Annotated in this window: 20 protein-coding genes; 3 read left to right on the top strand and 17 right to left on the bottom strand. The window is 62.8% G+C overall.

From position 1 onward, the window contains the following. Nucleotides 1-8 precede the first annotated feature (8 nt). Complete coding sequence (locus R3E77_03565; GenBank protein ID MEZ5498493.1) at nt 9-1,217, top strand: ABC transporter permease; 1,209 nt, start codon at nt 9-11, stop codon at nt 1,215-1,217. 13 nt (nt 1,218-1,230) lie between these two features. Here the strand turns inward: R3E77_03565 and R3E77_03560 are convergent, their stop codons facing one another. From R3E77_03560 to R3E77_03505, 12 genes are all read right to left on the bottom strand, one after another. Next, the gene (locus R3E77_03560; protein ID MEZ5498492.1) at nt 1,231-2,244 is read right to left on the bottom strand and encodes a zinc-dependent alcohol dehydrogenase family protein; all 1,014 of its coding nucleotides are present in this window, start codon (nt 2,242-2,244) and stop codon (nt 1,231-1,233) included. 84 nt (nt 2,245-2,328) lie between these two features. Further along, the gene (locus R3E77_03555) at nt 2,329-3,483 is read right to left on the bottom strand and encodes a chemotaxis response regulator protein-glutamate methylesterase (GenBank protein ID MEZ5498491.1); all 1,155 of its coding nucleotides are present in this window, start codon (nt 3,481-3,483) and stop codon (nt 2,329-2,331) included. Nucleotides 3,484-3,510: 27 nt separating this feature from the next. Then, entirely contained in the window at nt 3,511-4,164 is a 654-nt protein-coding gene (cheD, locus tag R3E77_03550; GenBank protein ID MEZ5498490.1) for a chemoreceptor glutamine deamidase CheD, read from the bottom strand. 1 nt (nt 4,165) lies between these two features. Beyond that, on the bottom strand, nt 4,166-5,029 hold the full coding sequence (locus R3E77_03545; protein ID MEZ5498489.1) for a protein-glutamate O-methyltransferase CheR: 864 nt from the start codon (nt 5,027-5,029) through the stop codon (nt 4,166-4,168). A gap of 14 nt (nt 5,030-5,043) precedes the next feature. Beyond that, the gene (locus R3E77_03540) at nt 5,044-5,394 is read right to left on the bottom strand and encodes a hypothetical protein (protein MEZ5498488.1); all 351 of its coding nucleotides are present in this window, start codon (nt 5,392-5,394) and stop codon (nt 5,044-5,046) included. A gap of 5 nt (nt 5,395-5,399) precedes the next feature. Then, nucleotides 5,400-5,762, bottom strand: coding sequence for a response regulator (locus R3E77_03535; protein MEZ5498487.1), 363 nt, complete (start codon nt 5,760-5,762; stop codon nt 5,400-5,402). 26 nt (nt 5,763-5,788) lie between these two features. Continuing rightward, nucleotides 5,789-8,527: a methyl-accepting chemotaxis protein gene (locus tag R3E77_03530; protein ID MEZ5498486.1), complete on the bottom strand. Its 2,739-nt coding sequence runs from the start codon at nt 8,525-8,527 to the stop codon at nt 5,789-5,791. A gap of 29 nt (nt 8,528-8,556) precedes the next feature. Then, a complete protein-coding gene (locus R3E77_03525; protein ID MEZ5498485.1) occupies nt 8,557-9,843 on the bottom strand; it encodes a carbohydrate porin in 1,287 nt (428 codons plus the stop codon). After that, the gene (locus tag R3E77_03520; GenBank protein MEZ5498484.1) at nt 9,840-10,340 is read right to left on the bottom strand and encodes a chemotaxis protein CheW; all 501 of its coding nucleotides are present in this window, start codon (nt 10,338-10,340) and stop codon (nt 9,840-9,842) included. The genes R3E77_03525 and R3E77_03520 overlap by 4 nt, the downstream gene beginning before the upstream one ends. 24 nt (nt 10,341-10,364) lie before the next feature. Then, nucleotides 10,365-12,443, bottom strand: a complete 2,079-nt coding sequence (locus tag R3E77_03515) for a chemotaxis protein CheA (protein ID MEZ5498483.1) — start codon at nt 12,441-12,443, stop codon at nt 10,365-10,367. 10 nt (nt 12,444-12,453) lie between these two features. After that, entirely contained in the window at nt 12,454-12,741 is a 288-nt protein-coding gene (locus tag R3E77_03510; GenBank protein MEZ5498482.1) for an STAS domain-containing protein, read from the bottom strand. A gap of 178 nt (nt 12,742-12,919) precedes the next feature. Next, a complete protein-coding gene (locus R3E77_03505; protein MEZ5498481.1) occupies nt 12,920-13,891 on the bottom strand; it encodes a VOC family protein in 972 nt (323 codons plus the stop codon). On the opposite strand from R3E77_03505, the gene R3E77_03500 reads away from it, so the two are divergent. Continuing rightward, nucleotides 13,890-14,537, top strand: a complete 648-nt coding sequence (locus R3E77_03500; GenBank protein ID MEZ5498480.1) for a glutathione S-transferase N-terminal domain-containing protein — start codon at nt 13,890-13,892, stop codon at nt 14,535-14,537. The two genes, R3E77_03505 and R3E77_03500, sit on opposite strands and share 2 nt — an antisense overlap. A 64-nt stretch (nt 14,538-14,601) precedes the next feature. Here R3E77_03500 and R3E77_03495 read toward each other — a convergent pair whose 3' ends face one another. Genes R3E77_03495 through R3E77_03475 form a run of 5 tightly spaced genes read right to left on the bottom strand, consistent with a single transcriptional unit; the run spans nt 14,602 to nt 20,326 of the window. Further along, nucleotides 14,602-16,137 (bottom strand): carboxylesterase family protein, encoded by a 1,536-nt coding sequence (locus R3E77_03495; GenBank protein ID MEZ5498479.1) that lies wholly within the window; start codon nt 16,135-16,137, stop codon nt 14,602-14,604. A 33-nt stretch (nt 16,138-16,170) separates the two neighbouring features. Next, nucleotides 16,171-17,121, bottom strand: a complete 951-nt coding sequence (locus R3E77_03490) for a formylglycine-generating enzyme family protein (protein ID MEZ5498478.1) — start codon at nt 17,119-17,121, stop codon at nt 16,171-16,173. 16 nt (nt 17,122-17,137) lie between these two features. After that, nucleotides 17,138-18,034, bottom strand: a complete 897-nt coding sequence (locus R3E77_03485) for an alpha/beta fold hydrolase (protein ID MEZ5498477.1) — start codon at nt 18,032-18,034, stop codon at nt 17,138-17,140. Then, on the bottom strand, nt 18,024-19,358 hold the full coding sequence (locus R3E77_03480) for an MFS transporter (GenBank protein ID MEZ5498476.1): 1,335 nt from the start codon (nt 19,356-19,358) through the stop codon (nt 18,024-18,026). Before R3E77_03480 ends, R3E77_03485 begins: the two co-directional genes overlap by 11 nt. Further along, nucleotides 19,355-20,326 (bottom strand): phosphotransferase, encoded by a 972-nt coding sequence (locus tag R3E77_03475; protein ID MEZ5498475.1) that lies wholly within the window; start codon nt 20,324-20,326, stop codon nt 19,355-19,357. The genes R3E77_03480 and R3E77_03475 overlap by 4 nt, the downstream gene beginning before the upstream one ends. A gap of 154 nt (nt 20,327-20,480) precedes the next feature. On the opposite strand from R3E77_03475, the gene R3E77_03470 reads away from it, so the two are divergent. Continuing rightward, nucleotides 20,481-21,452, top strand: coding sequence for an alpha/beta hydrolase (locus tag R3E77_03470; protein MEZ5498474.1), 972 nt, complete (start codon nt 20,481-20,483; stop codon nt 21,450-21,452). The last annotated feature ends 4 nt before the right edge of the window (nt 21,453-21,456 follow it).

The following is a 21,456-nucleotide window of genomic DNA, read 5'->3' as shown; positions in this document are numbered from 1 at the left end:
GGCCGATCATGGCCGCCATACAAATCACCCAGATCGCCGCCGATTCGCTGCGCGGCAACCCGTTCCGCGCCGCCTTGACCATGCTCGGCGTCATCATCGGTGTCGGTGCCGTCATCACCATGTTGGCGCTCGGCACCGGCGCGCAGCGCGCAGTCGACGAACAACTCGCCGCGCTTGGCGCAAACGTCATCACCGTCACCAGCGGCATGCGTTTCATCCAGGGCGTCGCGCGCAATCAGACCAATCTCACGATCGACGACGCGGCCGCACTGCGCCGCGACGGTCATGGCTTCATCGCGGTGGTTCCCGAGCAATCCGGGCGTCAGCAGATCAAGTTCGGCAATCGCAACCTGAATCTGAGCGTCATCGGCACCACGCCCGATCATCTGGCTGTCGATAACATGAGCATCGAAGTTGGTCGCATGTTCTCTGCGGCCGATGATGCCGGGCGCCGTCGGGTGGTCGTGATCGGTGCCGAGGTGGCAGAGCAGCTCGACATTGCGCCGGCCCAGCTCATAGGCGCAATGCTCTACATCAAGGACCTCTCGTTCGAAGTGATCGGCGTACTGCGCAAGAAAGGCGGCCAGGGCTTCAGCAATCCCGATGATGATCTCTACATTCCGTTGCTGACCTCGCGTGATCGCATCACCGGCGCCGAGCAGTTGCAGAACATTCTGGTGCAGAATGAGCCGGGGATCGAGCCGGCGCCGGCAATGGTGGAAATCGAACGCGTATTGCGGCGAGAGCATCGCATTCCGCCGGGGCAGGACAACGATTTTCTGATCATCGACCGCCGCCAGTTCCTCGCGACGCAGCAGGCGACCACGGAAATACTCGGGTTCCTGCTCGCGGGCATCGCCGGCGTCAGCCTGCTTGTAGGTGGCATTGGAATCATGAATATCATGCTGGTCACCGTAACCGAGCGCACGCGTGAGATTGGCGTGCGCAAGGCGCTCGGCGCCACGCGCAAGGACATACTCCTGCAGTTCCTGTTCGAATCGGTCACGCTTTGCGTCGCGGGCGGCGTGCTCGGCATTCTTTTCGGCACGGGCCTGGCGGGACTGCTATCGCGTTTCGCGGGCTGGCAGACGGTCGTTTCTTTCGAATCGGTACTGCTGTCGTTTGGCTTCAGCGCGGCAGTGGGCCTGATATTTGGACTCTGGCCTGCGCAGCGCGCGGCGCGGCTCGATCCCATCGAAGCGCTGCGCCATGAATAAGCGTGCCGCGGCCTCAGGCCGGCACGAACACGACCTTGCCGTTACGCCCGGAACCGGATCCTGCCGCATGCCGCACGGCACGGCGGTATTCCGTCAGCGGGTAGGTCGCTGCAATCGGCGTAAAGAGATCGCCTCGGGCAATCTGCATGGCCAATTCCGTGATGATTTGCGCCTGCTCGGGTCGCGACCGTGAACGCAGATTGAATCCCGCGTAGTAGCCGATCAGCCGGATCCGTCGGTAGAGCAGCAGCCAGTTGGCGATGCTGCAGGGTTCGCCGCTCATGCTGCCCATGCTTGCAACCGTGCCGCTATCGGACAGCACCTCGGCGAGCCGGTCTGTTGCCGACCCACCAATGCTATCGAGCGCAATACTGAGCCTGGCGTCGCCAACCTGCGCGCGCACCCGGGCAGCAAGATCAGCCCCATCCTCGATCACGATGTCGCCGCCGAGTTGCCTCAACTCGCCAACGAGTTCCGCACGACGTACGATGTTGACCGTTCGCAGGCCGCGGTCCTTCGCAAGGCGAATAAGGACACGACCGACGTTGGAGTTGGCTGCGTTTTGTACGAACCAGTCGCCGGCTTCGAGCGGCGCAAGATCGCGCAATGCCAGCTCCGCCGTGAACGCGTTGACCATGAGCGACAGCTGTAATGCGTCGCCCTCGGGAGCGCCTATGAGTGCGCTCTCATCGACGAGCATGTGGCTTCGCCAGCTGCCACATTGCGGTGGCAGGAACACGCGCTCACCGACCCGCCGTGCGCCGCCCTCGCCGACTGCTACGATTCGAGCGATTCCTTCGATACCTGGAACCTGCGGCAGGGCAACATGAAGCTCGGAGCCTGCGCGCACGTGGCGGTACATGGTTTTCCCGCCAGCGATGTTCTTGAGATCCCCCGCGTGTATGGGCGCGGCTTCGATGGCAACGATTGCCTGGCCGGCACGCGGCGGATCCAGTGCGCAGTCCTCGAGCTCGAGCACGGACTCAGGTTGGCCGAATTGGCGATGCAAAAGCTGCTGGCAGCGCACGAAAACCTGTCACTTCGCGCCCTTGATGCGCGAGTCTCGGACGCTAGCATCGCCTTGCTTGCATCGTCAATCAACTCCGGATCGTCAGGCGGCGCTGCCTGTTCGCGTCACATCCATCTGGTCTGCGAGCGCGCGAATTTTTGCGGCGATGCGCTCGAGCGGCATTACGAACTGGGCAGCGCCGATCGCTACGGCCTCGCCCGGCATGCCCCATACGACGCTGCTGGCTTCATCCTGTGCCACTGTCGCGGCACCCGCATCGAGCATCTCCTTCAGCCCCTCGGCACCGTCCTTGCCCATGCCGGTCAGAATGACACCGATGGCATTTCGACCGACTTGCTGCGCGACGGAGCGGAACAACACATCGACGGCTGGCTTGTGACGATTCACCAGGGATCCGTTGTCGAGCCGGCAGACATAGCGAGCGCCGTCCCGCACGACCAGTAGATGCTGATCTCCGGGCGCGATGTAGACATGGCCGGGCAGTATCTGCTGGCCATCCTGCGCCTCGCAGACACTCATTGCGCAGCAGGCATCCATACGGCGTGCGAAAGGCCCGCTGAACGCCTTGGGAATGTGCTGTGTGACAACGACGCCCGGCGTGTCATGCGGCAGCTGTGTCAGTACGTCCTTGATGGCCTCCGTACCGCCGGTGGATGCGCCAATGGCAATGAGCCTGTCGGTTGTTCGCAGGTTTCGCAGCGGCACCGACTTCGGCAGGACCGCATCCGCCGAAAGTCGTGGCGCGATTGCGTCGGTCAATGCGGCGGTCGGCGGAGATTGTCGCGCGTCATAGGGCCGCACGCGCGCCCCCGCGGCCATCCGTACTTTTGCTATCAGCTCATCGCCATACTCACGCAATGTACCGGCGATGTCGAGTTGCGGCTTGGGCAGAAAATCGACTGCGCCGATTGCCAGCGCCTCCAGGGTGATTTCCGCGCCTTGCTGGGTCAGGGATGACACCATGACGACGGGCATCGGCCGCAATCGCATCAGATTGCGCAGAAACGTGAGTCCGTCCATTTTTGGCATCTCGACGTCGAGAGTAAGCACATCCGGATTCAGCTTCTTGATCTTCTCTCGCGCGACCAGCGCGTCGGGTGCAGCTCCCAGAACTTCGATACCTTTGTCGGCCGAAAGAATTTCGGTCAGGAGTTGGCGGACCAACGCCGAGTCATCGACGATAAGTACACGCGTTCGTCCCTGGCTGCCTGTCTGTCCCTTGGTGTTCGCTGACATGAATCTTGCCCGGATTGATTATGCCGTTCAGTCGAACAGTTCTACGTCGTTGCCTTCGGGCGCCGACTGGATAGTGGCTGCGTAGTTGCGTTCTTCGCCCGCAATGCGCGCACGGTCCAGCGCATGCAGGCGCTTGACCTTCACCCTTCCTGTCAACGGGTGATAGATCACCTTGCGCGGATAGATGTCGCCCAGGTCCTGGGCAATGATCTGCAACCCTTCGATCCGGGCGAATTCGCGGGCAAACGCCGCATTGCGCTCACCGACATCGATGCTCGACTCGAGTATCTTGCCACCACCGAACAATTTCAGCTCCAGTCGCTCGCGGGCTGCGCCGAGCTTCAGGAGATCGTTGATCAGGCTCTCCATGGCAAAGCTCCCGTAGCGGGTCGCAAGGCCGGTCTTCGGATCGAGCCATGAATTGCCGCTCGTGCCGTTCGATTGAGGCAGCATGAAATGATTCATGCCGCCGACACCGGCTTGCGGGTCGCGCAAGCAGGCCGACACGCAGGAACCCAGCACGGTATCGATCATTTCATCGTTGCGGCTCACGTAGTACTGACCCGGCAGTATCCGCGCGCACCAGCTGCCAAGGTCGCGGTCGAAGTGTTGGGAAATATGCGCGAAAGCGGGCAATGGCCTGGGTGGCGACGGGGCTTTCAGCGGTCTGTTGCTCGCCATGTCATCGCCGCCTGTATATCGTCTTGCCGATGAGTTCCCAGTCCTCGGACACCTTGAACAGGCTTTCGGAATGACCGAGGAAGAGAATCTGGTCCTTGCGCTGCAGGGGCGCAAATCGCGCAAAAAGCTGTCTTTGCGTGTCCTTGTCGAAATAGATGACGACATTGCGGCAGAAGATCACGTCCAGAGGCCCCTTGATGGGCAGTTCCTGCATCAGATTGAGCTGCTTGAAGGTGATGAGCGCGCGAATCTGCTCGGACACCAGATACTCGCTCCGCCCGGCATCGGAGGCCTCGCGGAAAAACCGCTGCAGCCGTGACGATGCCATGCCCCTGACCCTGTCTTCCGGGTATCGCCCTGCCTTGGCGCGCGCCACCATTTCCGAGTCGATGTCCGTCGCCAGGATCTTGATGTCCCAGCGAGCAAAATCCGGAATTGCTTCCGCCACGGTCATCGCGATCGAATAGGGTTCCTCGCCGCTCGAGCAGGCCGACGACCAGATGCGAATGCGACGACTCGCCGCCGCCTGCCCGACCCGCGGCCTCAGCACCTGCTCGCGCAAATAGTCGAAGTGGTGATTCTCGCGAAAGAAAGACGTGAGATTGGTCGTCAACGCATTGCAGAACTCGACCAGCTCCGTGCCGTCGTCCTCATCGAGCATGTGCAGGTAGTCGGCGAAACCGTCGAGCTCGAGCGCGCGCAGGCGGCGGGCGATCCGGCTATAGACCAGCTCGCGCTTGTTCTCGGACAAGGCAATGCCGGCAACCGCCTTGACGCGACGGCAGATCTCGTTGAACTCGGTGTCGCTGAGATGAAAATCGCGTCGCCGCGGTTTGTCGGGAATTGCATTCGCGCCGGATTGCATATATGAATCAAAGCTCAGAAGAGCTCGACGGAACCGCGACCCGCTTCCGCGTCAACGTCGCGCAGCGTGCGACTGACCGGCACGCCGACAATCGGTCGGCCGAGTTCATCGCAGACGATGGCGAGTTCCTGCACGAGCCGGTCATGGGCCTGCAGACACACAGCTGCATGCGATGCGGCGGCGGCGAGACGTTCGCCGAGCAGCTTCGCGTCCGGCAACCTGCGGATCATCGCAGCCACTGTCGCGATTTCCGAGAACGCATCGGACAGTCCGTGCATGCTCGATTCAAAGGCAGCCACGGACCTGGCGATATGCTCGGCCGAGCGCACGGCCACCGATGCACTGTCCGCCTCCGATTTGGCCACGGTGTTCACCCAACGACCTTGGCAACGGTCGCCAGAAGTCGCTCTGGATTGAACGGTTTGACGATCCATCCGGTGGCACCGGCCGCCTTGCCCTCCATCTTCTTCTCCGTGCTCGATTCCGTCGTGAGCATGAGCAGAGGCGTGTAGCGGTAGCTGTCGAGCTGACGCAACTCGCGTACCAGCGTGATGCCATCCATGTTGGGCATGTTCACGTCGGTGATCACGATGTCGACGCTCTCCCGGCGCGCATGCTCGAGCGCCTCCACGCCGTCACCTGCCGAAACGACTTCGTGACCGGCCGTCTGCAGGGTCGCAGCCACCATCTGCCTCATGGCGACCGAATCATCAACAGCGAGTACCTTGGCCATGGTTGATTCCTCCGAAGGCGCGCGGCCTAGAATTCCTGCCACTCGCTGTCGCTGCCATTCGCCACGGCAACCTTGGCAGGCTGCGCTGCCGCCACCTTCGCTTCCGGCCTGGACCAGGGCCTCCCTGTTTTGCGGCGTTCCTGTTTGGTCGCTGCGGGCGCCTCGCTGACGCTGGCATCGCCGCCGGCCACGCGATACTTGTGCATGGTTTCGTTAAGGATCCGCGCCTGGTCCGCCATCGACTGGCTGGCGGCCGTGGCTTCTTCCACCAGCGCAGCATTCTGCTGTGTCAATTCGTCGAGCTGCATGACGGCTTTGTTGACCTGATCAATGCCGGCCGATTGCTCGCGCCCGGCTGCCGTGATTTCGGCAACGATGTCGCTCACCTTCTTGACGGCAGCGACGATCTGCTCGAGCGTCGTTCCAGACTGGGTCACGAGCGTCGAGCCCTCATCCACGCGACGCACACTCTCCTGGATGAGATCCTTGATCTCCTTCGCCGCAGTGGCACTGCGCCCGGCGAGATTCCGCACTTCGCTTGCAACCACCGCAAAGCCGCGCCCCTGCTCTCCCGCACGAGCGGCTTCGACCGCGGCATTCAGCGCCAGCAGGTTGGTCTGGAAGGCGATTTCATCGATGACGCTGATAATGTCGGCAATTCGCTTGGACGAGTCGTTGATCTCCGTCATTGCCTTGACGGCGCGCGATACCACGGCACCACCCTTCTCCGCCTGGTCGCGCGCCGCCATGGCGAGCTGATTGGCCTGGCCGGCGTTATCGGCGTTCTGCTTGACGGTGGAAGTCATTTCCTCCATCGAGGAGGCTGTTTCCTCCAGCGAAGAGGCCTGCTGTTCTGTGCGCTGCGACAGGTTGGCATTGCCCGCGGAGATTTCTTCCGCTCCACGATACACTTCCGTGGCCGCTTTCTTGACCTGGCTGACGACGCCGGACATGTTCTCGACCAGCGCGTTGATGCCAGAGCCGATACGGACATATAGCCCTTGCTTGCCCTCGAGGTCCATGCGATGGGTGAGATCGCCACGATTGGCCTCGTCGACCAGCTTCTGCACTTCATCAACCACACCCGCGACATTGTCTACAAGGCCATTCAATCCCTTGGCCAACGTCTCGAAAAATCCCGCCTTGCCGCTGAGCGCGATGCGCGTGTCGAGCTTGCCCTCGGCGACGGCCTCCACGAGCGAACCGACTTCCTGTTCGGTTGCGACCTCCTGCGTGCGGTCGAACCACTCGACGATCGCACCGAGCCGATGGCCGCTGCCATCCGTAACCGGATTGGCAACGATGCGCATCCGCCGTCCACCGATGGTCATTTCGCTCGAAAATGTCTGGGTCAAAGTTGCCAGCAACCGACGCTGGTGGCTCGGATCGCGATGGAACAGGTCGATCGACTGCCCGACGAGATTCGACGCATCGAATCGCGGCAGGTCCTTGCGAAAGTCCGCCTGGCAATTCTGCATCAGCTGTTGCGCACTGCGATTGACGTAGGCGATGTTGAGGTTTTCGTCGGCGACCATGACATTGGCCGACGTCGCATCCAGCGCTTCCTTGATGCGACTGTTGGCCGCTGCGGCTACCCGCTCGGCTTCGATCTTCTGTCGCAACCCGCTCTGCATGCCGTCGAGCGCGGTCAGTAATCGGCCCAGTTCATCCCTCGGTTGCTCCCCGATGGCGTTGTCGAAATGCCCCTCCTGTAGCCTCGCGAATGCCGCAGTCGCCGCAGTGACCTTTCGGGTCAGGTAGGCGCTGACCCAGAACAGCAGCGCGACTGCAATGCTTAGGCATGTGGCCACTATCGCGGCATCAATCCACAGGGTACGCTGGTCCGCGCGTACCCTGTCCTGCAGCAGCGCTTCGAGATCATCGAGCGAGCTGGTCTGGATCTCTGCCAAACGCTCGACCGCCAGCTCGCCGCGGTGCGAGAAGTCCTCGAGCGTCGCGCTCGCAAAACTCCGCTCATCGGCGAGCTTGCGCAGCTCGGCGATGAACTGACCCTGCATGTCACCAAGACTCTTGGCGCCATCGAGTGCGCGCGCCGCAATGGTCGTGTCCGACTCGGCCGCTCCTTGCAGCTGGCGCAGGGACTCGCCGATCCCGTAGGTGGCCAAACCCACCCGATCTCCGAAATGCAGCCACTCGGCCTGTGTCGGTGCGCCTTCCTCCAGACGCTCGATGAATCGGCGCGCCTCCGCGGCGGCACTGATCGTTTTCGGCAAGGTCAGCACCGAGACCGCCATCAGTTTGAAAGTCGCCGATGCGGGATCAAGTTCGAGGCCGCTGCTCGCAGCCACATCGGTGATGAGTGAATTGCCCGCGTCGATGAGACGGGCGTGTTTCTGGTTGCTCGCAGCGATGCTGAGCGACAGCGAGCGATCGGCCGCATCGAGCATTTCAGCGCGTACACTGCGCCAGGTGGCCGCAGCGGTCGCACCCTGCGCGGGCATGACCTTGTCGAGCTCGGCAACGGCTTCGCGTATGGCGGCGGCATGCTCGTTCAGCTCGCCGCGCTCCTCGTCGCGACCGGCCAGCACTGCAGCGACGTGATCACGATGCTCGGCCAGATTGATGGTGAGTGCTGCGAGCGGTCGTACTGCGCTAATGCCGTACAGTTCGTCCTTGCCGACCTGAATGGCCGACAGCGATGCGGACGACATCATCCACGCAAGCATGACGATGGGTATCAGCATGGCGATCAGGATCGCGAACAGCTTGCTACGCAGTGACAGATTGGCGAGTTTGCTAAACATGGGATCTTCCTCGGGATGAAATCATTGCGCTAACGCACCGCCACGGCGGCTGCGGGAGCACCACGGACACTCTGGGATTGCAATGGCAACTCGTGCGCCATACCCAGCTCGAAACGAAATCCAACCACCCAGGCATCGCTGAGTTGCGTGTCGGCGCCGGGGCTGCGCACGAGCTGCAGGTTGGGCACGATCGCCAGCCGGTCGCCGATTTCGGCGCGATAAAGCAGCTCAAGCGCCAGCTCCTGTGCCGCCGGTTCACGGGCGGCGGCGCGCACGATCCGGCGGTAGGGTGCGCCGGTTCGCCCGATCAGCAGACCGATGGCAACGCGGTCATCGGGCCTGAAGGGATTGAGGCCGGCAACGACGGCACCGGTCGCCAGGAACTTGTCGAGGGGGTTGAACTCTTCTGCCGCCGCGCCGATCCGCAGGAATCCGTCAACGCGCCAGCGATCGAGGGCGAATATCCGCCTGTCTGCCAGCAGATAGATGCCGCCGTTTCCGTAGCCGCTTTGCTCCGCTACCGGTCGAAGCGGGGCATCGATGCGCTCGAAGCTCGAGCTGTAGTACCACGTGCCGATCGCGAGACGGTTCCAGCTGGCGCGGGTCACGCCGAGCTCTCCGACCAGCAGAGCGCCTTCGGCAGAACTCCAGTCGGTCGTCACGAATCGGTCCCGGGTCACATCGCCCGCAACGGCCTCGTAGACGCCCAGGCGAAAGTCGTATCCCGCGGGACTCGCGCTCGCGACGCGCAGGCCCAGCGCAGTGATCGGCCAGCTCGCGGGCCCGTTGACGCCGGATTGGCCGAAGTCGCCGCCCTGACCGAAGGCCGAGTGCGTGAATATTTCTGCCGTGGCAGGGGCATCGAACTCCGCATTGAGATCAAGCCAACCCGCCCTTACGGACATCGTGTGTCGGGATCCGAAGTCCCATTGCGTCCAGGCTTCGTAGAGTCGCCAGCCAGGCGGTGCGTCGATCCCATTGATGCCCAGCATGTCGCCGACCAGCTCCTCGCTCGCGCTGCGACCACCGGTGTGCATCAATGACAGGCGTGCAGTGAAGTCGCTACTCGAGAACAGCCGGGTCGATCGCAGACCCGCGGCGACATCAAGTACATCCGAGTACGCAGTGCCGGTTGCGAGTCCGCCGGCGGCAACATGGCGACCATCGCCCGTATAGCCGATTTCGAGCGACAGGCCATCGCAGGGCTCTTCGCTATCGCAGGCTGCGGCTCGCGGCGTCCCCAGAACCATGCCGATACAAAGCATGATCAGCGCCGGCGTGACGCTGCGTTGCGTGTATTGTGCGATTTGCTTCATGCCGCTACCGCCTCCGGCAGCGCGTTGTCGTCGAGCAACACATCGAGATCGAGCAGAATGACCATCTTCTCGCCCAAGGCGCCCAGCGCCGAGATGAAAGCGAGCTTGCGCTCCTGGCCGAAGTCTGGCGCTTTGCGGCGGTCGCCCTCTCCGATGCTGTGCACATCAGAGACCGCATCGACCACGAGACCCACGGTGCGCTCGACCTCTGTGACCTGCGCTTTGACGACGATCACGACCGTGGTCGGCGCCAATTGCATTGGCTCGAGACCGAGGCGCACACGCAGATCCACGATCGGCACGATGGCTCCGCGCAAATTGATGACACCGAGGACATAGGGAGGCGCGTTCGGAATCTGCGTCACCCGGTCCCAGCCCTGGATGCCCTGCACGCGCAGGATCTCCACGCCGTATTCTTCCCCGGCCACCATGAATGTCAGGTACTGCGATGCGTCGTCACTCGCGACGAAGTTATGGTGATTGTCTGCGCTCGACATGCTGTGTTTTCCTCCGAATGTGGATCAGGCGGCAATCCGCTGGTTGACCAGGCGCACGAGGCCTGCAAGATCCAGAATGAGCGCAACCTCGCCGTCGCCGAGAATGGTCGCGCCGGCCACTCCGTCGATTCGGCGGTAGTTGGTCTCCATGGATTTGATGACAACCTGTTGCTGCCCGAGCAACTCGTCAACGAACAGTCCAATGCGACGACCATCACCTTCGACAACCATCACGAGGCCTTCCGTGAGTTCGCGCGTGCGCGGTTTTACGCCGAACACCTCGTAGAGCCGAACGATCGGCAGATATTCACCGCGAAAACTGAAGACTTCGTTGCCACCGGCGATGCGATTGATCGTGCCAGGCTTGAGCTGCAGCGACTCGATGATCGACAGCAGCGGCACGATATAGGTCTGGCCGCCGACATCGACGGTCTGGCCATCGACGATCGCTAGCGTCAAAGGCAGGGAAATCGTGAAGCAGCTGCCCTTGCCGGTCTCACTGCGCAGCTCGACCGCGCCCCCGAGTTCGCTGATATTTCGTCGCACGACATCCATGCCGACACCGCGTCCGGATACATCGGTCGCCTGGTCGACGGTGGAGAAACCCGGCATGAAGATCAACTCGTTGATCTGCGCATCCGTCAGCACATCGTTCGCGCCGACCAGGTTGCGCGCCCGCGCCTTGGCCAGAATCTTCTCTCGGGCAAGCCCCCGCCCATCGTCCGACACCTCGATGACGATATTCCCACCGCGGTGGAACGCATTGAGTGACACCGTCCCGGTCGAAGGCTTGCCGGCAGCTTGCCGGTCGGCGGGCAACTCGAGGCCATGGTCAATGGAATTTCTGACCAGGTGCACCAGAGGGTCGCCGATTTTCTCCATCACCGTCTTGTCGAGTTCGGTGTTCTCGCCGGTGATCTTCAACTCGACGCTCTTGCCGAGCTTTTGCGCCAGATCCCGCACCATGCGCGGAAACCGGCTGAACACGAAACTGATCGGCAACATGCGTACGCGCATGACGCTGTCCTGCAACTCGCGCATGTTGCGTTCGAGTTGCGCGAGGCCCTCGCGCATGCGATCCATCATCGGACCTTCGGCCTTGAGCGCAAGCTGGGTCAGCATGGATTGCGTGATCACCAGTTCGCCAACCGTATTCATGAGTTCATCGATTTTCTCGATGCCGACGCGAATCGAACCCGCATCTGCATTGGCGGCGGGTGGTTTCGCAGCGGGAGCCGGCTTCGCCTGCGAAGCGGGTGATGCGATGGCTGCTGCCGCTGTCGTCACCGTTTCGGCAACCGCGGGACCCGGATCAATCGCTGCCGCCGCGGCTGCGGAGACTGCGACCTTGGCGGCGCCGGCCTCGTGCCCGGCGGCGAGCGCTTCGATCACGAGGCTGCACTCACCCTCTGCCCACTCGAATACCTGTTCGATGACTTCGCGGGTAACTTCACTTCGTACTTCGATCACCCACTGCAGGAGGCAATTGTCCGGCGCCAGATCCGCCAGGGCGGTAAGGCGCGACAGGTCGGCATGCACCGACACGCTGCCAAGCGCCTCGAGCTCGGCAATGATTCGCAGCGGATCGTTGCCATTCGCCAGCAGTTCCGGCCAGGGACTGAATCGGATCGACCAACCCGCTTGCGCCGGGGTCGCGTCCTTTTCCGGCACGGCAGTCATGGGTTGCTCGCCCGCTTCGCTTTTGGGCTGCGGCCTGGCATTGATCGCCAGTTCGATATCGAACTGCACATCTGCGGCCAGTTGCGCATCGATCGGCTGCTGCGTCTGCGTCGCACTCAGCATGCCCCGCATGACATCGACGGATTTCAGCAGCAAATCGAGGAGCGACTGCGAGACATCGAGCCGCTGGCCGCGCAATTCATCGAGCAGGGTCTCGAGGGAGTGGGTAAAGGAGGCGATCTCCTTGAAGCCGAAAGTCGCGCTGCCTCCTTTGATAGAGTGCGCCACGCGAAAGATGGTATTGATCAGCTCCGCATCCGGCGTACCGACGTCGAGCTTCAGTAGCGCAGCCTCCATCGAGTCGAGCGCCTCGACGCTCTCTTCGAAGAATGCTGCATGAAACTGGGTCAGGTCGACGGTCATCGCGACAACCTCAGGACCCAAGCCCGAGTGACTGCGTCAACCCCAGTCGTGCAGCCGCATCGCGCAGCGCGTCCGACACCGCGCACCAGCTCACGCTGCGTCCGGCACGGGCGCGATCTTGAACATAGGCAAGAATTACCTGGATCCCCGCTGTGTCTATCCGGGAAACCTGCGTGCCATCGACGCGCTCGCTCGGTTGCGACAACGCGGCGAGCAGTTGCGTGCGCAGTTTCGCGGCCTCGCGAATCGTGATTTGCGAGGGCAGGACGACGCCATCCTGTGCGTGCGGGTTCGACATATCGCTTTCAATCACCGGGAAACGGCACCGGTGGCAAAAGCGGTTATCGGTTGGCGCGCGCGATCATTGAGTTCTACGCGATTTTTCAGATCGGCTGGTTTCGCGGTTGTGATCGGTTTCATGTGCCGACGCGCAACGGCGGAACTGCGTCACAGTCGCCCGGTCGGCAGGAAGCCGGTCAGTTCGATTCGATTTCGAACAGCTCGCCATTGGGCCCGCCGAGCAGCATACGTTCGCGTCCGGCTGCTTCGACCGGTGGGACTTCGACGCGGCCGATGCGGGAGTCGCCGAGGGCCCTGACCCGTGCATGCAGTTGCGGCAGGTCGCTGCAACCATGCGTAAACAAAGCGACACCGAGTCGCGACGGATGCATGCGCCCCGCCAGGCACTTTTGCGACGCGCCGCCGAAATGCACGATGAGGATCTTGCCGCTCGGCTCACCCGGGTCCTGGTACAGCAAAAAGCGCACCCTGGAGTCGGCGGGTATGCCGACCAGCCGATTGACGGCCTCGCGATGCGTCTCCGGTGTCTCGTCGTCCTGCACCGCAACCAGCCCGAGGACGTCGCCATAGAATCGACGTGTCGCATCGAGGTCCCCCGCCACCACGGACACCGTTGCGACTTCGCTGTAATTACCATGCGGCGAACCGGCTCGCATCTGCGCGGCGTGGTGGTGGTGGCCGACCATGATCAGCAGCGGCACACCATCGGGGCCGAACAATACCGCCTCTTCGCTGTCGACATCGCCGATTACATGACGCACCGGCGGCGAGCGCGCAATGCATCCGGCATCGACGAGTTCGCGCCACCAGCGCTCTGCGGGACTGCGAACATAGAAGTCGATCGCCTTCGGGCCGACGTCCAGGCCGCTGTCCGGACCGCCGAGCAGGCTGTCGAAGCGCACCCGCTGCGTGGGCGCCGGATCGAGTGCAAGGAGCCGCAGGCGCCCTGTCGGGTAGGCGCGGCAGGACAGTTCGGCCCATTCGCCGCGCTGCTTCGCCGGCAGGCCCCAGGCCGCCGCAAGATCCAGCGGCAAGGCTTCTCGCCACTCGAGCGACAGGCCCATGACGTCATGAAAGAGGCGCAGCGCTGTGTCGAGATTCGATACGCCAACGGTTATCGACCGCATCGCCGTTATCATTGTAGCCATGATCCAACTCTACACGCATGCCACACCCAATGGGCACAAGGTCTCGATCATGCTCGAGGAAGTCGGGCTGCCCTATGAACTCCGGCTGATCGACCTTGCCCAGGAACAACAATTCCAGCCCGATTTTCTTGCCATCAATCCAAATGGCAAGATCCCGGCCATCGTTGATCCATCGGGCCCCGGCGGCAGGCCGATCACGCTGTGGGAGTCCGGCGCGATTCTCATCTATCTCGCCGAGAAGACCGGCAGTGCATTGCTGGCCGCCGCGGGCGAGGCACGCTACACGACACTGCAGTGGTTGATGTTCCAGATGGCGGGCGTCGGGCCGATGTTTGGCCAGGCTGGTCACTTCACGATCTATGCCAGGGAACGCGTGCCCTATGGCATCGAACGCTACACGCGCGAAGCGAAGCGCCTGCTCGGCGTAATGGATCGCCGCCTGGAGGTGCAACGTCACCTGGCGGGAACCGACTACTCGATCGCCGACATTGCCACATTCCCGTGGACCAATTCGGCGCTGCGCATACCGGGCCTCGCCGACGAACATGGCGAACTGTCCGCCTGGCCTCGGGTCGTGCGCTGGCGAAAAACCCTGCTCGAGCGTGAGGCCGTGCAGCGTGGGCTTGCACGGCCCCGCCGCGACTGACCACCGCAGATTGACGGCCGCTGCCCCGCGCTCGCCCAAGGCTGCACGAGATCACGCATCGCGCTCAGGAACGTGGATCGAGAATCGCTGCAGCGGCACGATACCGTGGCGCCCGATCGTCGATGATCGCGCGCGCGCCATCGTTGTCGAACAACATGATCTGATCATCGTCAGCGAGCGGCCAGGCGGTTCGATCCGGCGGTGCTGGCACTCCACCGCGGGCAAATGCCGTCCAATAATCGAGCGCCGCTCGCGAAATTTCCCGGTCGCGCCCCTGCATCGGCCAGTTGGCGTGCTCCAGCGTACCAAACACATAAGGCAGCTCGCCGGCGTGAGGCAATCCGCGGAAGCGATTGGCGGCCGACTCCGGTAATGCACCGAACCGGTAGCGATAGGCGGGATGCCCGTGCGCACGATGCATTCGCGCGAAACTGTAAAGAAGCGCAGCGAAGGAAAAATCGCTGCTGAAATGCTCATCGAAAGCGGCTGGCCCGCCGTAGGCCGCGACCAATCCATCCTGTTCCTCGAGCGAGATGAATTTCAACAGCGTCTCGTTGACACGCGCGCGGATCGACGGCGGCAATGCCGGCGTCTCGAGTGCCGTCGCCCCGACGATGATCGGAACAGGTGCCGCCTTGCCAGCGCGCCACGCGGGCCAGAGGTCGTCAGTGACATAACGGCCGTCAATTGCCGGAACAGCGCCACTGAAACCATGCTGCGGCATGGCTTGAAGCTGTGGAACGGTGAGTCCACGAAGCTCATCGGCGTTTTTCGCCTTGACTCCGATGGCATCGAGCGCAGCGATGCCTGCAGATTGTGCCGACGCCCGGCCATCGGGGGCCACCGCATCGAGGCGCGGGAATGAACCGCGATAGTATCCGGACTGAATGATCGCCCGATCAAACAGGCCGCGGGCGGGCGGACTGACCATCAACAATTGAATCGAAAAGGCACCAGCCGATTCGCCGAAAACCGTGACACGCGATGGGTCGCCACCGAAGGCGCGAATGTTGCGCTTCACCCAGCGCAGCGCTGCGACCTGATCCATGAGCCCGTAATTGGCGATCTGGCCGCCGTCGGCCGCCTCGCGCGTGAGCGCCGGATGGGAGAAGAATCCCAGGTAACCCAGGCGATAGTTGAACGACACGAAGACGATGCCGCGAGCAGCGATGGCGGCACCGTCGGTCTGGGGCGTCGATGCTGCGCCGTGGGTCAAAGCGCCACCGTGAATCCAGACCATGACCGGCCAGGGCCCCTCGCCTTCGCCAGGTCGCCAGACATTGAGATACAGGCAATCCTCGGATATGGGCGCGCCGAGGTTCTCTGCGACCGAATCGCGCTGCGGCTGCAGGCACGCGGATCCGAATTGCTTCGTCGCACGCACTCCTCGCCAACTCGGCGGGGCCTGTGGTGCGCGCCAACGCAATGCACCTACCGGTGCCGCGGCGTAGGGAATGCCCTTGAACACGGTGACCTCGCCCTGACGCTCGCCGGCAATACGGCCCGTATCGATGCTGAGCGTCGCAGCGCCTGCCGAGCACGAGCACGCCGCAGCCAGCCCAAGCCCAAGGATTTCGACCAGGCGTCGCCTAGGCATCATGGAAGCCTCCGAGTGTCATCACCGAAAATCGCCCTAATCGCGCGCGACTCGAATGCCAAAGATCTGGCTGGTCAACGCTTCCGGGTCGCGCCCGCGAAACGATGGACGCTGACGTTTGTAGGCGGTGCGCCACGAGCCGCCGCGAACGCCGCGCCGGTCACAGCCCACCGCGAGCTGAGCCGAACCATCGACCGGGGTGGAACCATAGGGCATTTCATAGCAATCCTCGATCCACTCCCAGACATTCCCGATCATGTCGTAGAGCCCGAAGGCGTTTGGCGCGAAGCGCCCGACGGGAGCGAGCCCCGCATAACCATCGTCGCAGGGGGGCGGCTCATAGGGCAGATCCGGATACCTGCGAGCCGCGGACCGATCATGAATATTCGCGAACCGGCAGGCGAGTTCAGCTTGCTCGCCCCAGGTGTAGGTTCCGCTGCTGCCGGCGCGGGCTGCGTATTCCCATTCGGCCTCGGTGAGCAGCCGATATTTTTTTCCTGTATGACCCGCGAGCCAGGCTGCATAAGCGGCCGCATCACTCCAGCGTACACAGGCGACGGGTTGATCATCCTGTACGGGTTCACCGTAGCCGGGATCCTGCCAGTTCGTACCCGGCACGGGTTCGACCTTGTTGCCGCGGAAATCATTGCAACCCGTGCCGGCGCTCGTGTGACCAGATGCGATGACGAAAGCCCGATATTGCGCCTGTGTCACCTCGAAACGACCCACGGCGAAAGCTTTGGGTATGACCACCTCCCGTACCGGCCCTTCATAGCGTCCATCCTCGCCGTCGTCCCGTCCCATCATGAATTTGCCGGGTGGCACGACGACCATCTGCGGACAGACCTTGCAGTCGCGAAAGCTCCGTCCGGGGCGCGGCAGATCGCCCGCGAGCCCGAGTCCGGCAAAACCAAGCAGCGTGAGTACCAGCGCGACCCGCGCGGGACCCCGTGCACGAGCGGTCGGATCAGAAGCTCTGGCAATCATCGGCGTACCCCCCGTCTCAACATGATCTGGAATCCGGCAAACTCCGAGGCTGCGCCCTGCGCAGGAACTCGGCAACCTTCGCCGCCCAGGCATGCGGGTCCTGCATCAGGGCAAAGGAACCACGCGTTGAAAATATCGACAGCTCGAAATCCTGACGCCGCGCCTGCACCTGCAGGTCTTTGTCGTGCAGGTTGTCTGCCTCATCCGTCAGCACCAGTGTGGGAGCGCGGATCGCGTCGATATCGCCTGTCATGTCGTTGGCGAATACCGCGCGGTAAACCGATGGCGAGCTGCCTGCAAGCGCTGCGCCCAATGTGGCCCAGGTGGTTGACACCATATTGGCAGTCGCATCGCCCGCGTACCCGTTTATCGAGCGAAACAGGTCGCTGAGATGGCTGCCATCGGCTGTCGGCGCAAGCGAAGGTTGCGCTCGCGCCAGGCGCTCGCTGCGCTCCTGCAAGGAATAGAGCGGGCAGCCGTGAAGCACCAGTGCGCTGACGCGGTTCGCGTGGCGGGAAGCAAACGCCGCAGCGATCGCCGCGCCGGTGTGATGTCCGGCGACAGCAACGTCCGCAAGCCCGAGCGTATCGAGGAAGGTCGCGAGATTGTCCGCGAGATCCGCAATCGTCACCGTCGCTGGCGGTGGGTCCGACATTCCGAAGCCAGGATTGTCGGGTGCGATGACATCGAAACCGAGCCGGGCAAGCCGCGGCTGCACGTCGACCCATTCAACGAGTCCGAACGGCGTCTGGTGCAACAACAGGACTGCCGGCAGCGCGCCCGAATTTTCCGTACTGCACAGCCGTCGATAGTGCAGGGCACCGAAATTGCAGTAGGCATAGTGCTTGCCACCCGCCAGTGCGGCCGCCCCGACCCAGCGATCACCGGCGCCCGCAAGATCTTCAGCGCTCACCGGCCCTGACTCCGTCAACGCGGCCAGTCGGGACCTCGCCCGGGCCCTCGGCCGGCAATGCTCTCGCAGCGACCATGAACAACGTGCTTGCGAGCAAAAGGCAGGGCACGACCAGGAACGATATCGATTCGCCAACCCGCGCAGTATCCGCGAGCAGCCGCTCCGTGATCCAGGCAATCAGAAGTGGTCCGCCGATGGCGCCGATAAACGTATTGAGCAGGCCCGTCACCGCAACGCCGAGTCCGCGCATGTCGGCCGGCAGTTGTGATTGCAGGCAGGTAAGCACACCGAGTCCCACAAAAGGATAAATCGCGCTCCCCGAAGCGACCAGCCCGATCGCGATGGCGCTGGAAGGCGCCAGGGTTGCGAGCCCCGAAGGAATTGCTAACAGGGTCACGGCCGCGACCAGCTTGAGCCGCGCACGGTCACCGCCGCGACGCACGATGGGATCGATGATGGCACCTCCGATCAGGGGCCCTGCGGCCGCGAATACCACCATGAGCGGCCCAAGCGTTGCGGAAAGATCGGAGGGCGTCAATGCGAAACCGCGCATCAGCATCGTCGGGTTCCACCCAGCGGCGCCGTAGACCGCCATGAAGCAGACAGCGAAGCCGAGGTACAGCGGCAGCAGGAAGCGCCATCGATCGCGGCCGTGGCGCAGGGCCGCCCGCGCCTGAGCCCGCACATCCGGCGCTCCATCGCGCGAATTGCGTGCCGGCTCGCGACAAGTGGCCAGTGCAAGCACGAGGACGAAACCCGCCGCGCCGCAAAGCACGAAGGTGATGCGCCAGGGCGAAAGTGTCGCTGGCAGACCAATGACTGCAAATTGATTCCCGGCCGCGGCAGCGATCACCATCCCGGTCAGGCTGATGGCAATTCCGAAAGCAACCCCCTGTGCGGCCATGAACACGCCGGTCGGCCGCGCGCGCCGATGCGGCGGAAACAAATCGGCGATGAGTGAAATCGCCGCGGGCGCAAGCGCGGCCTCGCCAAGCCCCACGATCAGCCGGGCGGCGAACATTTCGCCGAAGCCGCGCGCAAGTCCGGCGGCTACCGTTGCCAGACTCCACACCGAGATACCGAAAATCACGAGATTGCGCCGATTGCCGCGATCGACCCACATGCCGAGCAGCAGGCCACCTACGGCATAGATCATGCCGAATGCGAGACCCTGTAGCGCGCCGACCTGAACTTCGCTCAGACCGAGCTCGGCGCGCAACGGATCGACCACCAGGTTGATGATGCCGCGGTCGATGATCGACAGTACGGCGGCCAATGACAACAGCGTTACGAACCACCACGGACTGGCCGAGCGGCTCGTCACGCCAGATCACAGTCGCGCGCGCGATCGCGGATGTACTGGCCGAGCCAATCGAGGCCGCGGAAGCGCAACGTACCGCGTCCGACGGCTGCGGAGCTGTGCGCCATTCCGGCAACCAGCCGGAACGCCTTGGCAAGTAGAAAAAGATCCTGGTTCTCGAGTTCCAGGGTGGTGAACGGCCGCACGGAATCGTAGCCGCGCTCGAAGGCCTCGGCGTAGACAGGCGAGAAACCGTAGAAAAGATTGCCCCAGGTGAAATTCTTGACGTCCTGCATCAGGAAATCTTCGCCTGCCGCGTCGAAATCGAGCAATGTCAGCCGCTGGTCGTCATCGACATGGACGTTGCTCGGATGAAAGTCACGGTGGCATACGCCCATCGGTACACCTGCACGACCAAGCACCCGCAGGCGCTCGACGAGGCGCGGCGCCAGCGTCTCGTAAAATCGCGCGTCGTCCGGCCGATCGTAGAGAAACTCGAGCAGTGGCGGCACATTGACCATGAAGCTGATGGCATCGTCTGTGGAAGCGCGTCGTTCGCCGTAGTACTCGAGTCCGAGCAAATGCATCTGCGCAAATGCGGCGCCAATGCGTTCCGCAGTGCGCTCATCGAGCACCTCGCCGAATTTGCGCCCGGGCGCCCAGGTATAGAGCGCCACCGCCCTCTCGCCTTCCGGTGCGTCGACCTTGAAATACAGATCGCCCGCCGCTTGACGAATTGGCGTCGAGGCAGGAAATTGCCGTTGGCGCAGGAAGTCCAGGAACTCGAGTTCATAGCGCACCGCATCGACATCGCGCCAGCTACGCCGCCAGACACGCAACGCATAGCGCGCATCGTCATCCTGCATCAGGTAAACGTCGTTCATTCCGCGGTAGAGCAGGAAGCCGACCACCCGGCCAGCCACGCGATAGCGGCGTTGCACTTCGGCGGCAAGCCACTGGGCCTCGAGTACCGAGTGGGAAACGCGCGCCACAGGAAGATTGGAGTCCGGCATAAGCGCCACAGTACAACGCAGTGCGATAGGATAGTAATTCCAATATTGAATTGCTGGTCCGGCCAGGCCCTGCCTGCGGGCGAATGGGCTAATCTTGGCGTCGCGCAGCGCGGATGAATCCTAAAGTGAGGTCATGATGCTTCAGTGCCGCAATGTTCTGTCACGCCGGGTTGCCTGGCTTGCCGTTGTCATCCTGGCGCCGACCGTGGCTCTCGCAGCGAACTACCCACGACTCACCGTGAGCGAGTTACGGGCGAAGTATCTCGATTCGGGTGGTCGCATTGCGACAATCGACGGCGTCGAGGTGCATTACCGGGACGAAGGGCAGGGGCCCGCCATTCTCATGATCCACGGTTCACAGAGCACCTTGCGTACCTGGGACTTCATCGCGCCCCTGCTGCAAAGGAACTACCGCGTCATCCGCTACGACATCCCGCCACAGGGTCTGTCAGGGCCCGTTTCGGACGAAGCCGCTGCTCATGTCGAACCGGCATCTTTCGCCATACATCTGCTCGACAGCCTCGGTGTGGATCGTGTGACCTGCGTGGGAGTATCGAGCGGCGGCACGACCTGCATGTACATCGCCGCGGATTTTCCGGATCGGGTCGATCGACTGATACTGTCGAACACGCCGTCCGATCCGGTCAGTACGGGCCACATCACGTTCACGCCTGAATTTGCCGATGCCCAGCGCGAAGCGAAGGAAACAGGTTTTCAGTCGGAACGATTCTGGAACTCGTTCCTTGATTTCTTCAGCGGTGAACCCTCGCGACTGTCGAGGGAGATCCGTACCCAGTACTATGATTTCAATCGGCGCGTCATAGAGAAGAATTACACGGCACTGATCGGGCTGGTGGCCGATCACGACAAAGCGAGCGCGGCGATGGCTCGGGTCAGGGCGCCGACGCTGCTCATCTGGGGCGGACGGGATGCACTCCTGGTGCCCGCATCGGCCGACAAACTGGCAGGCTATCTGAGCAGTACCCAGGTGTCGAAAGTCATGCTGCCCGATGTCGGGCATTACCCACCGCTCGAGGTACCGGTACGCTTCGCGCAGCTGACAAGCGCCTACATCGAAGCCGCGACGCCGCAGCTGCGGCCCTGACGAT

The sequence above is a fragment of the Steroidobacteraceae bacterium genome, assembly GCA_041395505.1.
Lineage (GTDB): Bacteria > Pseudomonadota > Gammaproteobacteria > Steroidobacterales > Steroidobacteraceae > JAWLAG01.
The sequence above is the reverse complement of the archived record's forward strand: the minus strand, read 5'-3'. Positions and strand labels throughout refer to the sequence as shown.

What these genes read in the sequence shown, in the direction of transcription:
- cheD (MEZ5498490.1), bottom strand. Translation starts at nt 4,164, where the DNA reads ATGGCGAGCAACAGACCGCTGAAAGCCCCGTCGCCACCCAGGCCATTG.
- R3E77_03525 (MEZ5498485.1), bottom strand. Translation starts at nt 9,843, where the DNA reads ATGAAGCAAATCGCACAATACACGCAACGCAGCGTCACGCCGGCGCTG.
- R3E77_03500 (MEZ5498480.1), top strand. Translation starts at nt 13,890, where the DNA reads ATGATCCAACTCTACACGCATGCCACACCCAATGGGCACAAGGTCTCG.
- R3E77_03555 (MEZ5498491.1), bottom strand. Translation starts at nt 3,483, where the DNA reads ATGTCAGCGAACACCAAGGGACAGACAGGCAGCCAGGGACGAACGCGT.
- R3E77_03535 (MEZ5498487.1), bottom strand. Translation starts at nt 5,762, where the DNA reads ATGGCCAAGGTACTCGCTGTTGATGATTCGGTCGCCATGAGGCAGATG.
- R3E77_03495 (MEZ5498479.1), bottom strand. Translation starts at nt 16,137, where the DNA reads ATGATGCCTAGGCGACGCCTGGTCGAAATCCTTGGGCTTGGGCTGGCT.
- R3E77_03530 (MEZ5498486.1), bottom strand. Translation starts at nt 8,527, where the DNA reads ATGTTTAGCAAACTCGCCAATCTGTCACTGCGTAGCAAGCTGTTCGCG.
- R3E77_03565 (MEZ5498493.1), top strand. Translation starts at nt 9, where the DNA reads ATGGCCGCCATACAAATCACCCAGATCGCCGCCGATTCGCTGCGCGGC.
- R3E77_03510 (MEZ5498482.1), bottom strand. Translation starts at nt 12,741, where the DNA reads ATGTCGAACCCGCACGCACAGGATGGCGTCGTCCTGCCCTCGCAAATC.
- R3E77_03515 (MEZ5498483.1), bottom strand. Translation starts at nt 12,443, where the DNA reads ATGACCGTCGACCTGACCCAGTTTCATGCAGCATTCTTCGAAGAGAGC.
- R3E77_03470 (MEZ5498474.1), top strand. Translation starts at nt 20,481, where the DNA reads ATGATGCTTCAGTGCCGCAATGTTCTGTCACGCCGGGTTGCCTGGCTT.
- R3E77_03545 (MEZ5498489.1), bottom strand. Translation starts at nt 5,029, where the DNA reads ATGCAATCCGGCGCGAATGCAATTCCCGACAAACCGCGGCGACGCGAT.
- R3E77_03520 (MEZ5498484.1), bottom strand. Translation starts at nt 10,340, where the DNA reads ATGTCGAGCGCAGACAATCACCATAACTTCGTCGCGAGTGACGACGCA.
- R3E77_03490 (MEZ5498478.1), bottom strand. Translation starts at nt 17,121, where the DNA reads ATGATTGCCAGAGCTTCTGATCCGACCGCTCGTGCACGGGGTCCCGCG.
- R3E77_03505 (MEZ5498481.1), bottom strand. Translation starts at nt 13,891, where the DNA reads ATGGCTACAATGATAACGGCGATGCGGTCGATAACCGTTGGCGTATCG.